The sequence below is a fragment of the Dysgonomonas sp. ZJ279 genome, from assembly GCF_011039205.1.
Lineage (GTDB): Bacteria > Bacteroidota > Bacteroidia > Bacteroidales > Dysgonomonadaceae > Dysgonomonas.
The window spans coordinates 45,987-62,067 of record NZ_JAAKEL010000014.1 but is presented as its reverse complement, the minus strand read 5'-3'; the positions used below and the strand labels follow the sequence as shown (position 1 = coordinate 62,067).

The window sequence follows — 16,081 nt, the reverse complement described above, 5'->3', positions numbered from 1 at the left end:
TATTATCTCATTAGGAAGTTAAACTTCTCAATATTTTTAAGTGCAATCCCTGTACCTTTAGCTACTGCATGTAGCGGATCTTCTGCTACATAGAACTGGATACCGATCCTGTCAGTAAAACGTTTGCTTAAACCTCTAAGTAAAGCACCTCCACCGGTAAGATATATTCCATTCTTAACGATATCGGCATACAATTCTGGCGGTGTTTGTTCCAAAGCACTCAAGATCGCAGAGTCCATCTTTGAGAGTGATTTATCAAGACAATGTGCCATTTCTTGATAAGAAACCGGGATATCCATTGGTAGTGATGTCATTCTATTTGGTCCGTGTACGATGAAATCTTCAGGAACATCTTCGTCCGGCAATTCGGTTAAGGCAGCACCAACAGCGATTTTAATCTTTTCTGCTGTACGCTCCCCTACTTTAATATTATGCTGACGACCCATGTATTCCTGTATATCTTCCGTTAGATCATCTCCCGCAATCTTGATCGACTTGTTGGAAACAATACCTCCCAGAGATATAACAGCAATCTCGGTAGTACCACCACCTATATCAACAATCATGTTGCCTTCGGGTGCTTCTACATCTATGCCGATACCAAGTGCTGCTGCCATTGGCTCATATATCATATATACGTCACGTCCTCCGGCATGTTCTGCCGAGTCGCGGATTGCACGTGTTTCAACTTCAGTACTTCCCGAAGGAATACAAATTACGATACGTAATGATGGTGAAAAAAGACGACTTCTGTTATTGAACATCTTTATTAAACCACGTATCATTTGTTCAGCTGCCGTAAAGTCAGCAATAACACCATCTTTCAAAGGTCTTACTGTACGAATATCTTCGTGAGTTTTACCATGCATTTGGCGAGCTTGCTCCCCTACTGCAATTACTTTACCCGACTTACGCTCCAGAGCAATTACTGATGGTTGGTCAACAACTATTTTTCCTTGATGGATTATAATCGTGTTGGCCGTACCAAGGTCCATTGCTATTTCCTGTGTAAAAGAGAATAATCCCATACTAAAATATATTTCAGGTTTATTTATTTAATAAATTAATGCTTGAAATGACGGATTCCTGTCATTACCATTGAGATATTATGCTCATTACAATAGTCTACCGAAAGATTATCCTTAACAGAGCCTCCAGGTTGTACTACTGCTTTTATTCCTACATTACCCGCTATTTCCACACAATCAGGGAATGGGAAGAATGCATCAGAAGCCATTACTGCTCCGTCCAGATTAAATCCGAATGAATTTGCTTTCTCTATTGCTTGTTTCAACGCATCTATGCGAGATGTTTGTCCTGTACCGCCAGCATATAGCTGCTTGTTCTTAACAAGGATGATAGCATTCGATTTCGTATGTTTCACTAATTTGTTAGCAAAAAGCAAATCGTCTAGTTCCGATCCTTCTAATTGTCTGTTGGTTACAAGTTTTAAATCTTCTGCTGTTTGTATACTCAAATCTTTGTCCTGAACTAAAACACCATTCAATAATGAACGGAATTGTTTTCCACCTTTCAAGTCTTCTTTTTGAACAAGTATAATGCGATTCTTCTTTTGACCTAATACTTCGACTGCATCCTCATCATATCCGGGTGCTATAATTATTTCGAAGAATATATTATTAATTTGTTCAGCTGCAGCTTTATCTATTTTTCTGTTTGTAACAATAATACCACCGAAAGCAGATACAGGATCAGCCGCTAAAGCGTCTTTCCATGCTTCTACTACAGTTGCCCGCGAAGCTATTCCACAAGCATTATTGTGTTTCAGTATTGCAACAGTTGTTTCGTCAAATTCGCTGATCAGGCTAACTGATGCTTCAATGTCTAATAGATTGTTGTAGGAAATTTCACGACCGTGAAGTTGATCGAACATTGCTTTGAAATCGCCATAAAATGTACCTTTTTGATGTGGATTTTCTCCATATCTAAGCGGCATTGTATTGTCTTCGGTAGCGCGGAAGGCAGAACCTTCGTTGTTGTCCATATAATTAAAAATAGCACTGTCATATCCTGATGATACGGCAAATGCTTCTTTTGCAAACCATTTACGATCAGTGATATCTGTCACACCATTTTTTGCCTCTAATATATCCATCAATGGTTGATATTGCTGCTTAGAAGCAACAATAGTAACGTCTTTGAAATTTTTTGCAGCTGCACGAATTAACGAAATACCGCCTATATCTATTTTTTCAATGATAGATTGTTCATCAGCACCAGATGCTACTGTTTCCTCGAAAGGATACAAATCGACAATAACAAGATCTATTTCTTGTATATCGTATGCTTTTATTTGTTTCATGTCCTCAGTAAGATCTCTGCGGCAAAGTATGCCACCAAAGATTTTTGGATGCAGAGTTTTTACTCGTCCACCCAAAATAGATGGATACCCGGTTGTGTCTTCTACTGCATCGCAAGGTAATCCTAACGATGTAATAAAATCTTTCGTCCCACCTGTAGATACGAAACGAACACCAAGGCTATTTAACTTTTTCAAAATTTCATCCAATCCATCTTTATGATAGACTGATACTAAAGCGGTTTTAATTTTTTTCTCTGAAGACATAATTAGTTTAATATCGTATTTTTAAGGGAAACAAAGTTAATAAAACTATTGTTACCTATAGCCCTTTATGAGTGAAATTATTATAATGAAACGAAATAAAAAAGGTCTGATATTATTTAATATCAGACCGTATATTATGAACGGATGTTTATTTATTTCAATAGGTTCTCTATTTTCTCTACCAGAGCGGTTCTTTGCGCTGCTCCGACTTGTTTATCTACGATTTCGCCATTCTTAATAAACAGGATTGTAGGGATATTGCGGATACCATACTTAGATGTTATCTCGTCGTTGTTGTCAACGTCTACTTTCCCTATTATTACTCTACCTTCGTATTCGGTAGCTAAATCTTCGACGATTGGTCCTACCATGCGGCAAGGTCCGCACCATTCTGCCCAAAAATCAATAACGATAGGTTTGTCCGATTTCAATATGTCTTCAAATCCTGCATCTGTAATTTCTAGTGCCATAATTTTTGTCTATTTGTTTATATATATTATTGATAAAATTTATAATTTATTTTTGTTTTGCAAAAGTAACTAAACTATTTTATATATTCAAATTTCTAGTTCACTTTAAATACAAAGCTCTCGTTTTCTATAAGATAATCAATTAGTTCCCGTTTTACATCGATTTTGAGACCTCTGGCAAAAAGTTCTACTTTCATATTCCTTTCACCATCAACTACCTCAAAATATAACAATGAATTTCCCGGATTGTTCTTGGTCAATGTCGATAGTTCTTCCACCATTTGACTATTCATATCATGTAAAGGGAGTACTATAGTTAGTTTCTCAATTAAATGATCCTTTACATCAGGGAGTAGTTGTATCGAGTTTATTTTGAACTCCATTTGATTCGCGTCATACCTTCTACCCTGCACACGTCCTTTTATTAAGACATATAATCCCGGGCGACCATACTTACCAAAATTGATGTAGTCATCGCCAAATAGAGGTATTTCACCGCTTCCTGTAAAATCTTCTATGCGAATGATCATAAATGGTTTGCCATTCTTGGTTATTCCTTCGCGAGCACTCGAAACCAACCCTCCGATTGTTACATCTTTATTCTTTAGCGCGTCTTTATCTTCTATCTCGCTCATACCTACATTACATACGTATTTGAGGATAATAGAAAATTCATCGAGTGGATGGGCTGATAGATAAATACCGATGAGATCGCGCTCCTTATTCAAACGCTCCAAGTCAGACCATTTTTCGATGGTTGGAATCTCGGGGCGGGCAATTTCGAAGAATGTATCATCACCAAACAAAGAGTTATTTGCTTGGTCTTTATCTGCCTGATACTTGTTTCCATAGCGGACAAGTTGGTCAATAAAAGTTTCTCCTTTAGCATTTACACCGAAGAATTGTTCTCTGTCTATTTCAGGAAATCCATCAAATCCTCCTGCAAGAGCTAAGGATTCTATATTTTTCTTGTTACATGTACTAAGATTTACACGTTCTACAAAGTCGAAAATATTTTTGAAAGGCCCATTTTTTGTTCTTTCTTCCAATATATCGTTTACAGCACCGCCCCCTACTCCTTTTACGGCAGCCATTCCAAAACGGATATCTCCTGCTTTATTTACGGAGAATTTAAGAAACGATTCGTTCACATCTGGTCCTAATACATTCATATTCATGGAGCGACATTCGTCCATGAATTTTGTGATTTCAGTAATATTCGATAGATTTCGGGATAATACTGCAGCCATGTATTCTGATGGATAATTGGCTTTTAACCAAGCTGTCTGATAAGCAACCCAAGAGTAGCATGTGGCATGCGATTTGTTGAAGGCATAGGATGCAAATTTTTCCCAGTCAGCCCAAATCTTATCCAAAGTTTTCTTTTCGTAGCCATTCTTGGTACCTCCGGCGATAAACTTCTCTTTTAGGGCGTTCATTTTGTCTATCAATTTCTTACCCATTGCCTTACGGAGTTCGTCCGATTGGCCACGAGTGAAATCAGCAAGAAGGCGCGACAATAACATGACTTGCTCCTGATATACCGTAATGCCATATGTATCATCGAGATATCGTTCCATGATAGGTATATCATAAGATATTTCTTCCCTGCCGTGTTTGCGAGAAATAAATGATGGGATATAGTCCATTGGCCCCGGACGATATAAGGCATTCATCGCAATCAGGTCTTCGAATTTGGTTGGTTGCAGTTCTTTCAGATATTTTTGCATACCTGCCGACTCAAATTGGAATGTTCCTGTTGTTTTGCCTTGGCTATAAAGTTCGTAAGTCTTTGTATCTTCGAGAGAGATGGTACTTATATCAATCGTTTCGCCTGTAGTATGTCTTATATTTTCAATGGCTTCTTTGATGATTGATAATGTTTTTAATCCTAAGAAGTCCATCTTGATAAGTCCTGTTTCTTCAATTACAGAACCTTCATATTGAGTTACGAGTATTTTTTCACCTGTTTCTTTATCTTCTGCCGTACTTACCGGTACAACATTAGATATATCATCCTGTCCGATAATAATACCGCAGGCATGTACTCCTATATTCCGCACATTGCCTTCGAGCATTTGAGCATATTTGAGCGTATCACTCATTATCTGATCGCGGCTGTTGGCTGCCTCTTTTAGCTCGGGTACATATTCTATAGCATCGCGTAGGGTAACTTTCTTCTTATCAGGAATACGATCAGGTACAAGTTTTGCTAATCTGTTCGATTCTGATAAAGGCAATTTTTGAACACGGGCTACGTCTTTAATAGCTGATTTAGTAGCCATTGTACCATATGTAATAATATGAGCCACACGTTCTTGTCCGTATTTCTCTGTTACCCATTTCAAGACCTCACCTCGTCCATCATCATCGAAATCGATATCGATATCGGGCATCGATATACGATCGGGATTTAAGAAACGCTCAAATAGTAAGTCGTATTTAATAGGGTCTATATCCGTTATACCTAGACAGTATGCAACAGCCGATCCGGCTGCCGATCCACGACCCGGTCCAACAGCTACACCCATTGTTCGGGCAGCGTTAATGAAATCCTGTACGATAAGGAAATAACCGGGAAATCCCATCTTTTTCATGACATCCAGTTCAAAATCGATTCGTTCGGCTGTTTCTGGATCCAGTTCTTTTCCATAGCGTTTTTCAACGCCAATCATTGTCAGATATTTTAAGTAGTCCGATTCCAGTTTAATCCTTATTACTTTGTCATATCCGCCCAGACGTTTGTAGGCTTGTTTTCCAAATTCCTCTATTAGGTCATCTTCTGTCAACTTTTGCTTATAGCCTTCTTCTGTTCCAAATGACTCATCTATTGTAAAGAATGGCATCAGGGCATCAGAGTCGATAGAGTAATATTCTACTTTATCCGCTATTTCGAGTGTGTTCGTCAGAGCTTCAGGGATATCACCAAATAGCTGGTTCATTTCGGCTGTGGTCTTCAACCACTCTTGCTTTGTATAACGCATGCGTTTCGGATCATCAAAATCTTTACCTGTACTCAGGCATATCAGACGATCGTGTGCATCAGCATCTTCTTCTTCTACAAAGTGAACATCGTTGGTTGCAATAATCTTTACACCCATCTTTTGGGCAATTTTTATCAACTCTATATTCACTTTTTCCTGTAAAGGATATACTTCGCTATTGGCATCTATACGATTGGTTTTGTGGCGTTGCAGCTCAATATAATAGTCTTCACCAAACAAATCTTTAAACCATTGCACCGCATCTTCGGCTCCTTGCGTATTGCCTGCCATAATGTTTTTGGGGATTTCTCCTCCTAAACAGGCCGAAGATATAATCAGCCCTTCATGGAATTTTTCGAGAAGCTCTTTATCTATACGTGGGCGCATATAATAACCCTCTGTCCAGCTCTGCGAAACCATTTTAATAAGATTCTTATAGCCTTGCAGATTTTTTGCCAATACGATTAAATGCCAGCCACTCATATCGGGTTTACCGTCTTTGAGTTTCCGTCCTCTATGCGCAACATAGCATTCGCAGCCTAAAATGGGTTTGAATCTCTTTGCTTCTTCTTCTTTTATTTGTGTTCTAAGAGCCTCAATTTGTTCTGTTTTGCTTTCAATATCGTCAGATTCTTCAATCCTTCTAATTTCGGCTTTGAGCTCTTTTATTTTGCTGTTATATTTAGAGTTTTTCTTGTTAGCGTAGTTATAAAACTCCTTGATACCAAACATAGAACCATGATCGGTAAGAGCAATGGCTTTCATACCATCACCTGAGGCTTTGTCTATAAGCTTAGATATACTTGCCTGACCATCGAGCAGCGAATATTGCGAATGGACGTGTAGATGTACAAAATTATTCATGTTATATTTCAGTAATTATAGAAGTTATAAAGATACAATGAGATCATATCTTTTAGAAGAAAACCATCGAAGAGTTTTCAACAATAAGCTATTTATATAAAGTAAGCAGCTGTACAAAGATAGCCTAAGATGATAAAAAATAGCGCTTACTTCTTACTAAAACATATTAAAATAAGTAGATGTTTGCCGCTGCAAAAATATATCTATAAATTTGCTGGTACTTATAGACATATTACATGATAAAGAAAAGTTTATTACTTACTACATTTATATTAATTTCCCTTTCATTTTTTGCTCAATCGGTAAAAATTAGCGGAGTTGTATATGATGCAAATAAAAAGCCTCTTTCGCATGTATCTGTTTCTTCAAAGGATATTGGTCAAACGAATGGAACTTTTACTACTAATAAAGGAGAGTATTCATTAAATATAATCACTAAAGATTCTGTTAAAATAATATTTTCATCAATTGGATTCCAAACGATCTACCTTACTATTCCACCCTTGACCGAAGATATAAATCTTAATGTTATAATGAAAGATGCTGATCAGAATCTTGAATCGGTAGTAATAAACGCGGATGGGAAAAGCAGGATGCTGAATATGACTGTAGATGTATTTGATCCTAAACGTCGCTCCTATTTATTGGATAGCAGCATAGAGTCTTTGTTATTTTCTTTTTCAGGGGTTAGTTCTACGAATGAGTTGAGTTCCCAATATTTAGTAAGGGGTGGTAATTTCGATGAAAATGTTATCTATGTGAATGGTGTAGAAATACATCGCCCTTTGTTGATTCGTTCGGGACAGCAGGAAGGGTTAAGTTTTATCAATCCTAATATGGTGCAGTCAGTGGCTTTTTCGAGCGGTGGCTATAATGCCGAATATGGTGATAGAATGTCTTCTGTTTTAGATGTTCAATACAAAAAACCACAGCGGTTCGAAGGATCTGTTGGAGCCAGTTTAATGGATGGTAGTGTATATATTGGTAATGCTACAAATACTTTTTCGCAAATGACTAGCGTAAGGTATAAAAATACCAGATCATTATTGAATACTACTGATACAAGAGCTGAGTATGACCCGTCGTTCCTCGATTTGCAATCATATATGACATATAGCCTCTCTCCAAAATGGGACATTAGTTTTTTAGGGAATTATTCACGTAATGCTTACCAGTTTACTCCTCAGACACGCTCAACCAATTTCGGGACAGTTGAGCGATTGAGAAACTTTAAAGTCTTTTTTGATGGATGGGAAGATGATAAGTTTATAACTTACCAAGGAGCTTTAACTTTGAAAGGAAAGATAAATGATAATCTGGAACTAGGTATTATGTCTTCAGCTTTCTCATCCGATGAACATGAACGATTTGATATAGAAGGTCGATATAGACTTACCGAAATCAATACTTTAGATGGTTCTGATAGTGAAACGAATAATCTTCTTGGGATAGGTACTTATCACAATCATGCCCGCAATAAACTGGATATTGATGTATATAATATCACTCATTTTGGTAGTTTAAAACTTGATAAACATCTCATAAAATGGGGATTATCATTTCAGCAAGAGCAAATCAAAGACCGCATCAGCGAATGGGAAATGCGTGATTCTACAGGCTACTCACTGCCCAACGATGGCATCACGGTAAATATGTTTTCTAATCTGAAATCAAATAATAAGGTCAATTCTACACGTATATCAGGATATTTACAAGAAAGATATCAGTTTAATACTGATCGAGGATTATTTACACTCAATGCCGGCTTAAGAGCCAGTTATTGGGATTTTAATAACGAACTGTTGGTAAGTCCACGTCTTGCGTTGTTATTTATACCTGCTGCTAACGAAAACTTTACTTTCCGTTTGGCAGGAGGTGCATATTATCAGGCTCCATTTTATCGTGAGTATCAACAAGTGGTAGATGTAGAAGGGAATAATGTTATAGTACCGAATAAGGATATTAAATCTCAAAAATCGCAACATTTTATATTAGGTAGTGATTATCATTTTAAATCCGGTGAGCGGGCTTTTAAATTTTCGAGTGAATTATTCTACAAACGTTTATCTGATGTAATACCTTATACAATAGATAATGTAAGGGTTAGATATTCAGGTGAAAATGAAGGGACTGGCTATATAACAGGAATCGATATGCAGTTGTATGGTGAATTTGTAACAGGAACCAGCAGTTGGATTAGTTTATCGCTAATGAAAACTCGACAAGATATAAATGGTATAAAAACGCCACTGCCTACTGATCAACGTTATAATATATCAGTTTATCTGCAAGATTATTTTCCGGGTTATGATCGTATAAAGATGAGTTTTAGGGGTGCTTTCTCTGATGGATTGCCATTTGCTGCACCAAATAAGAGTTTTAATGATGGTTATTTTCGTGCACCTGCGTATAAGCGGGCGGATATCGGTTTTTCGTGGGAGATTCTGGGTGAAAATTATGCCATTAGAAATAAAAACTCGTTTTGCAAAGCATTCAAAAATGTATGGCTAGGCTTAGATGTATTTAATTTGTTCGATATAAAAAATGTAAACACATATTATTGGATTACAGACGTTTATTCTAATCAATACGCTATTCCTAATTATTTAACAGGTAGACAATTGAATATCAGGTTGCTTGCCGACTTTTAAGCTGTTTTAATACAAAACATAGATTCTTCGAGAGAAAAAAAGTATAACTTTACTCTTACTAAATAGATATATCCTCTAAATAAAAAATCAATGAACAATTTCACATTTACAAATCCTGTAAAAATAATCTTCGGAAAAGATACAATCAAAAATATTACAAGTGAAATACCTGTAGGCAGTAAAGTTCTTATTACTTACGGTGGAGGTAGTATCAAGAAAAATAATGTATATGAGCAGGTTATAAATGCTCTTTCTTCTTTCGAATACACAGAATTTTCGGGAATAGAAGCTAATCCACATTTCGAAACCTGTATGAAAGCTGTGGCTTTGATAAAAGAGAAACATATTGACTATGTTTTGGCTGTTGGTGGAGGTTCTGTTATAGATGCTACCAAATTTATAGTTGCAGCAGCATGCTTCGATGACAGTGATCCTTGGCAGATATTATCTAAAGGACTCGAAATAAAGAAAGCTTTACCATTTGGCACCGTGTTGACGATTTCGGCTACAGGTTCTGAAATGAATGATGGCGGTGTAATAACCAAAGCTGCGACTCAGGAAAAACTGGCTTTCTCCTCTCCTCTTGTATTTCCTAAATTCTCGGTGCTCGACCCTACTGTAACATTTAGTTTGCCTCCTCGTCAGATTGCTAATGGTGTGGTAGATGCTTTCATACATGTAATAGAGCAATACTTGACTTATAATGAAGGAGATTCGTTACTGCAAGATTTAATGTCGGAAGCTATATTGAAAACGCTTGTATTGGAAGGCCCTAAGGCATTGGAGAATCCTACGGATTATGATGTAAGAGCAAATCTGATGTGGGCTTCTACATGGGCATTAAATTACTGGATTTCGTGCGGAGTACCCCAAGACTGGGCTACCCATATGATTGGTCATGAGCTGACTGCTTTCTATGGTTTGGATCATGCTCAGACTCTGGCAATCGTACTGCCGGGTGTAATGACAAGATTGAAAGATCAGAAAGCGAAAAAAATAAAACGACTAGGTAAAGAAGTATTTGGCTTACAAGCTACTTCTGATAGTGAATTAATAGATAAAACGATTGCAGCAGTAGAAGGTTTCTTTGAGCAAATGGGAAATAAGACTCACTTATCGGATTACGGTTTGGACGAAGACGCAATTGAAAAAGTGGAGAAACGTTTTATTGAACGTGGTTGGAAACTTGGTGAGTGCAAAAATATAACATCGGATGTTGTAGTAGAAATACTCAGACTGAGATTATGATAAAAGCTTCGAAGCAGCTTTATTATATATTGTTGCTGATTATTACTTTAATAATCAGCAATAATTGCTTTGGTCAATTTGATTATAATAAATACGCAAAAATATCTGAATTTAGTTTCGAATCGATATTTGGTGCTAAAAAATCGGAACCTAATAATACATATACATTATTGGGAACAGGTTTTTTTAGGTCTCCTCGCAGTAATAATATTGACAGTTTAGTAAATACTTGGATAAAGAAACATCCTTCAGCTGTTGTTACTTCTGTCTCATCCATATCACCAATCACTACTAATAATCCTAACTCTAAGCTTATCTATTGTTGGGTTATGCAAGGTTCAGATACATTGAATATTTATCTTGTGCGTAATGGTGCTTGTCCGGGAGGTACAATGTTACGCCCACGAACGAATAGTGAGGAAGGTAAAACTGAATCCAAGGATTCTGATACCCGGATATTAATAGATAAGAAAACGTACGATGATTTTATTGAAAAAGTTAAGGTGGCAGAATTATATGCCCGAAACAAAAAGCTAGGAATTTGGGCTGATTTGAAAAATGGGGATTAGAACTTTTCAGTTTTATTTGATATACATTAAATCACTCGTTATACCATCCGATATAAATATACCTTCGCGTGTTAGCTTTAATATACTATTCTCATTTTTGACAAAGTCTTGATCGACATATCTTTGCACGTTATTCAAACAGTAAGTCAGCATTTTATCACCAAAACGATTTTTAACCTCTGCTAAATTAACACCCCACATGGTGCGCAGACCTGTGAGTATGAAATCATTGTATTGTGATGTCGGGTCGAGATATTCAATTTCAATATCGGGATTCTTATTATCAATACCTGCTATATATTTGGATATGGAGGCTATATTCCATGCACGATTTTGTCCATCGAATGAATGCGCAGCAGGTCCCAAGCCTAGGTATTTTTCCCCTAGCCAGTACGAACTATTATGTTTTGCATACAGATTGTTTTTAGCAAAATTAGATATCTCATAATGTTCAAATCCGGCATCATTCAATTTATCTATCATTACGGAAAACATATCTACACTCATATCTTCGGCTACAGGCATTACTTCGCCTTGCTTGAACAACTTGAACAGTTTAGTTCCTTGCTCGTATATAAGATGATAAGATGATATATGCTGTACATCAAGCGATATAGCTTCTTCCAAATTATTCATCCAAATATCCATTGTCTGATTGGGAAGTCCATACATCAGGTCGATACTTATATTATCAAAACCAGCTTGTTTACAGAGTTTGACAACATCTTTTGCTCGTTGTGCCGAATGTCGCCTTTTTAAGAAATTGAGTTCCTTGTCATTAAAGCTTTGTATTCCTATACTGAGCCTATTGAATGGTAATGACTGAATCATCGAAATATATGATTCACTCAGATCATCGGGATTGGCTTCCATGGTAATTTCCGCATTCGGAATCACCTCAAAGCTATTATTAATAGCCTCAAATATATGCTTGAAATCATCTTCTGATAATTGAGAGGGCGTTCCTCCCCCAAAATAGATAGTCTTTATAGGTTCCTTTCCCAGATAATCTTTGCGAAGTTCTATTTCTTTAGCAACAGCAGAAATATACCCTGTTTTTGAAGATGTGTTAGTCTGAGTGAAGAAATCACAATAGATACATCTTGTTTTACAATAAGGAACGTGAATATAAATGCCTGCCATCTTTTTAGTGAGACTTATTCTTGATACATTTTATCGATTATATCCTTATATTTATCTGCAACGAACTTACGCTTAACCTTTAAGGTGTTTGTCAGTTCGCCTTTTTCCATAGTGAGTGGCTCAGGAAGAAGGGTATATTTCTTTATCTTTTCGTAAGGAGCAAAATGTGCTTGTAATAATTCTATGCGACTATCGAGCATTCGAAGAAAGTCTTTATTAGTAAGTAAATCTTCCTCTTCTTTATAGGGGATACTGTTCTCATCTGCATATTCTTTTACAGCCTTATAATCAGGAACTATAAGGGCACTCACAAACTTGCGTTCGTCGGCAATGGCGACAATCATGTCGATATATTTATCTTCGCCTACACGTGTCTCAATAGCCTGAGGAGCTATATACTTACCATTAGATGTTTTGTACAAATCTTTTATTCGTTCAGTCATGTACAATACGCCATTTTCAAATCGTCCGGCATCACCTGTTCGGAAAAATCCATCTTCGGTGAACGATTTTGCTGTTTCTTCCGGTTTATTATAATACTCTCTTAATACTGTTTTACCTTTCACCAGAATCTCGTCACCCTCTCCTAGTTTTACTTCTACACCAGGCATTATAGTTCCCACCGAACCTATAATAAATCCTTTTGGTGGATAAAAACTAACGGTAGCAGATGTTTCGGTTAGTCCATAACCAACAATGATAGGGATATTTACAGATAAAAGGAATTCGCAGATAGCATCTGAGATGGGTGCACCAGCACAAGGGAAAAGGTTTCCTCTTTCGATACCTACAACCATTTTTAATACTCTGAATACCGTATTATTATAGATATGAAATTTAATCTTAGTTCCTGTCGAAATTTTGATTCCATTATTTTTATAATCCAGATTATATCTTTTACCTGCTCTTATAGCATCGGTATACAACCATTTCATAAATCCTTTGGAAGAGTTAATCTTCTCACTAACTCCGGCATATACTTTTTCCCAAAAGCGAGGAACACTGCACATTAGTGTAGGGTGTACTTGTTTTATCGATTTTTGTATTTCTTTCGCATCTTGATTCATTGCTATAGTCACCCCTTTGTGAATACAATAGTATGACCAGGCCTTTTCGAATATATGTGCGAGAGGTAGAAAATTCATCGAAAGATCTTTGTTCGTAACCATTGGCAGTCGTATATCATGGATACGGAAGAGCTCTAAAAAGCATGAGTGAGGAAGAACTACGCCTTTGGGTTCGCCTGTTGTTCCCGATGTGTATATAATACATGCGATATCAGTTTCTTGTCTCGACTTTGTGCGAACATTGACTAATACTTCTGCATCCGAATTTTCGCCTGTAGCTATGAAATTGTCGTAATAAATAGATGTTTTATCTTCAGGATGAAATTTGACAGTATTGTCGAAAACAATGATTTTCTTTAATACAGAAGAGTCTTGCTGTACTTTGAATGCATTATTGTATTGAAATTGTTCACCAACAAACAATAATTTTATTTGAGCATCATTTACTATATATTCTACCTGTGACGGTGACGAAGTCGCGTATATAGGAACGTTGGAGGCTCTATTCGCGTACGAACCGAATTCAGTGAATAAGTACTGCGCCATATTTTGGGAGTAAATTCCGATTCTATCCTCTTCTTTTACACCTAGTTCAGCCATTGCCCAAGCAGTTTTTTGAACTGTCTTAGAGAATACTTTCCAAGAAATATTTTTCCATTTCTTTTCAACGCTGTTTCTGTACTTAAGGGCTGTACGTTTGCCATATCTGGCAGCTTGTCTGTGCACAAGCACGGCTAAATGATAGTAATTCATGGTTGTTTACCTATTAATATATATTGCAAAGTTAGAGTTTAATATGATAAAACTGTCAAGTATAACGGTTTTTTATAGTTGATTAGGCACCTGTTGTCTGGTCAATTATAAAGAGTGCGTCAGATCATCAATAATGTTAAAGATTGATTGTCAACTTCGTTCTCAAATTAATATTATTCCAAATTATATATATTACTTTTGTAGGCAAATAATTGATCTATGGCAGAAGGTAAAATGAAAAGTTTGGCAAAAGATACGGCAATCTACGGATTGAGCAGTATTGTTGGTCGCTTTCTTAATTGGTGCTTGACGCCATTGCATGTATATATTTTTACCAATCCTATCGAATATGGGAAAGTCAGTTATATATATGGTTTTACGGCTCTCTTTATGGTATTGCTTACATATGGTATGGAGACGGGTTTCTTCCGTTTTATGAATAAAGAAGATGAGAATTCGACAACTGTATATTCAACATCTTTGATATCGTTAGGTGCAAGTTCTCTCCTATTTATACTTTCCTGCTTTATATTTATTGGTCCTATTTCTTCCTGGATGGACTATACTGATCATCCCGAACATATATTGATGATGGTTATTGTAGTGGCTTTAGATGCATTCATGACGATTCCCTACGCCTATCTGCGTTATAAAAAAAGACCAATACGTTTTGCAACAGTAAGGCTGGCATTTATCTTCTTCAATATACTATTCAATGTATTTTTTCTTGTTATATGCCCGTTAATACACAAATCGTATTCATCGCTCATTGATTGGTTCTACGTTCCTGATTATGGGATAGGGTATATATTCCTAGCTAATATGATTAGCACTGTTATCATTCTTATTATGTTAGTTCCTAATATGATGGGATTCAAATATAACTTTGATAAACAGTTACTCGGGCGCATTTTAAAATATTCTTATCCACTACTAATATTAGGTGTTGCAGGTGTTATTAATCAGGCTGTAGCACAATTGACCTATCCTTATATATTTGACGATAAGGACGAAGCCTTTAGTCAATTAGGTATTTATAGTGCTTGTTTGAAAATCACTTTGGTTATTGCTATGTTTACGCAAGCATTTCGTTATGCTTACGAACCTTTTATTTTTGCACAGAATAAGGATAAAGACAATACTCGATCGTATGCACAGGCAATGAAATACTTTATCATATTTGCTTTATTGGTATTTTTAGGTGTAACATTTTACATGGATATATTGAAATATTTTGTCGGTGAAAGATACAGGGCTGGTGTTGATATTGTCCCTATAGCGATGATGGGCGAAATATTTTTTGGTATCTATTTCAATTTATCGGTGTGGTATAAGCTTACAGATAAAACACATTTTGGAGCAAGCTTTTCCATATTCGGCTGTATTATTACCGTTCTCATAAATATAATATTTGTGCCTATATATGGCTATGTAGCCAGTGCTTGGGCTACATTTTTCTGTAATCTGATAATAATGTCGATCTCCTATTATTTTGGTCAGAAATATTATCCTATAAAATATAACGTAAAAGTGATCGGATTTTATGCCATATTGACTTTAGTTTTTTATCTGGCAGGAACTCAATTGTATATTGAGAATGAGATTTTGCGATTACTATACCGTACAGTATTACTAATCATATTTACTGTAATTATTATCAAGCGAGATTTGCCATTAAGCCAAATACCTGTTATCAATAAGTATTTTAGAAAGTAACACAATTGAAATACAATATTTATAAATTA

At 36.3% G+C, this 16,081-nt stretch carries 10 protein-coding genes; 4 read left to right on the top strand and 6 right to left on the bottom strand.

The features are described from left to right. Window positions 1–2: 2 nt before the first annotated feature. From G7Y57_RS12975 to dnaE, 4 genes are all read right to left on the bottom strand, one after another. Window positions 3–1,028 (bottom strand): rod shape-determining protein, encoded by a 1,026-nt coding sequence (locus G7Y57_RS12975; RefSeq protein ID WP_165024768.1) that lies wholly within the window; start codon window positions 1,026–1,028, stop codon window positions 3–5. 35 nt (window positions 1,029–1,063) lie between these two features. Further along, entirely contained in the window at window positions 1,064–2,587 is a 1,524-nt protein-coding gene (gene purH / locus G7Y57_RS12970; RefSeq protein ID WP_165024765.1) for a bifunctional phosphoribosylaminoimidazolecarboxamide formyltransferase/IMP cyclohydrolase, read from the bottom strand. A 152-nt stretch (window positions 2,588–2,739) separates the two neighbouring features. Beyond that, window positions 2,740–3,057: a thioredoxin gene (gene trxA, locus G7Y57_RS12965; RefSeq protein WP_165024762.1), complete on the bottom strand. Its 318-nt coding sequence runs from the start codon at window positions 3,055–3,057 to the stop codon at window positions 2,740–2,742. Window positions 3,058–3,152: 95 nt separating this feature from the next. Next, window positions 3,153–6,905 (bottom strand): DNA polymerase III subunit alpha, encoded by a 3,753-nt coding sequence (gene dnaE / locus G7Y57_RS12960; protein ID WP_165024760.1) that lies wholly within the window; start codon window positions 6,903–6,905, stop codon window positions 3,153–3,155. Window positions 6,906–7,141: 236 nt separating this feature from the next. Between dnaE and G7Y57_RS12955 the strand changes: the two genes are divergently transcribed. The 3 genes from G7Y57_RS12955 (at window position 7,142) to G7Y57_RS12945 (ending at window position 11,373) form a co-directional block, all read left to right on the top strand. After that, a complete protein-coding gene (locus G7Y57_RS12955; RefSeq protein ID WP_165024757.1) occupies window positions 7,142–9,556 on the top strand; it encodes a TonB-dependent receptor in 2,415 nt (804 codons plus the stop codon). Between the two features lie 90 nt (window positions 9,557–9,646). Then, on the top strand, window positions 9,647–10,804 hold the full coding sequence (locus G7Y57_RS12950; protein ID WP_165024756.1) for an iron-containing alcohol dehydrogenase: 1,158 nt from the start codon (window positions 9,647–9,649) through the stop codon (window positions 10,802–10,804). After that, window positions 10,801–11,373: a hypothetical protein gene (locus tag G7Y57_RS12945; RefSeq protein ID WP_165024753.1), complete on the top strand. Its 573-nt coding sequence runs from the start codon at window positions 10,801–10,803 to the stop codon at window positions 11,371–11,373. Before G7Y57_RS12950 ends, G7Y57_RS12945 begins: the two co-directional genes overlap by 4 nt. A 12-nt stretch (window positions 11,374–11,385) precedes the next feature. Here the strand turns inward: G7Y57_RS12945 and hemW are convergent, their stop codons facing one another. Beyond that, on the bottom strand, window positions 11,386–12,516 hold the full coding sequence (hemW, locus tag G7Y57_RS12940; protein WP_165024751.1) for a radical SAM family heme chaperone HemW: 1,131 nt from the start codon (window positions 12,514–12,516) through the stop codon (window positions 11,386–11,388). A gap of 14 nt (window positions 12,517–12,530) precedes the next feature. Next, window positions 12,531–14,336 carry an AMP-dependent synthetase/ligase gene (locus G7Y57_RS12935; protein WP_165024748.1) on the bottom strand — a complete coding sequence of 602 codons (1,806 nt, stop codon included), beginning with the start codon at window positions 14,334–14,336 and terminating at the stop codon, window positions 12,531–12,533. Between the two features lie 219 nt (window positions 14,337–14,555). On the opposite strand from G7Y57_RS12935, the gene G7Y57_RS12930 reads away from it, so the two are divergent. Further along, window positions 14,556–16,052: an oligosaccharide flippase family protein gene (locus G7Y57_RS12930; protein ID WP_165024746.1), complete on the top strand. Its 1,497-nt coding sequence runs from the start codon at window positions 14,556–14,558 to the stop codon at window positions 16,050–16,052. Window positions 16,053–16,081: the final 29 nt, after the last annotated feature.

Excerpts from the sequence above, each read along its gene's own strand:
- G7Y57_RS12975 (WP_165024768.1), bottom strand. The coding sequence starts at position 1,028 with ATGGGATTATTCTCTTTTACACAGGAAATAGCAATGGACCTTGGTACG.
- purH (WP_165024765.1), bottom strand. The coding sequence starts at position 2,587 with ATGTCTTCAGAGAAAAAAATTAAAACCGCTTTAGTATCAGTCTATCAT.
- trxA (WP_165024762.1), bottom strand. The coding sequence starts at position 3,057 with ATGGCACTAGAAATTACAGATGCAGGATTTGAAGACATATTGAAATCG.
- dnaE (WP_165024760.1), bottom strand. The coding sequence starts at position 6,905 with ATGAATAATTTTGTACATCTACACGTCCATTCGCAATATTCGCTGCTC.
- G7Y57_RS12955 (WP_165024757.1), top strand. The coding sequence starts at position 7,142 with ATGATAAAGAAAAGTTTATTACTTACTACATTTATATTAATTTCCCTT.
- G7Y57_RS12950 (WP_165024756.1), top strand. The coding sequence starts at position 9,647 with ATGAACAATTTCACATTTACAAATCCTGTAAAAATAATCTTCGGAAAA.
- G7Y57_RS12945 (WP_165024753.1), top strand. The coding sequence starts at position 10,801 with ATGATAAAAGCTTCGAAGCAGCTTTATTATATATTGTTGCTGATTATT.
- hemW (WP_165024751.1), bottom strand. The coding sequence starts at position 12,516 with ATGGCAGGCATTTATATTCACGTTCCTTATTGTAAAACAAGATGTATC.
- G7Y57_RS12935 (WP_165024748.1), bottom strand. The coding sequence starts at position 14,336 with ATGAATTACTATCATTTAGCCGTGCTTGTGCACAGACAAGCTGCCAGA.
- G7Y57_RS12930 (WP_165024746.1), top strand. The coding sequence starts at position 14,556 with ATGGCAGAAGGTAAAATGAAAAGTTTGGCAAAAGATACGGCAATCTAC.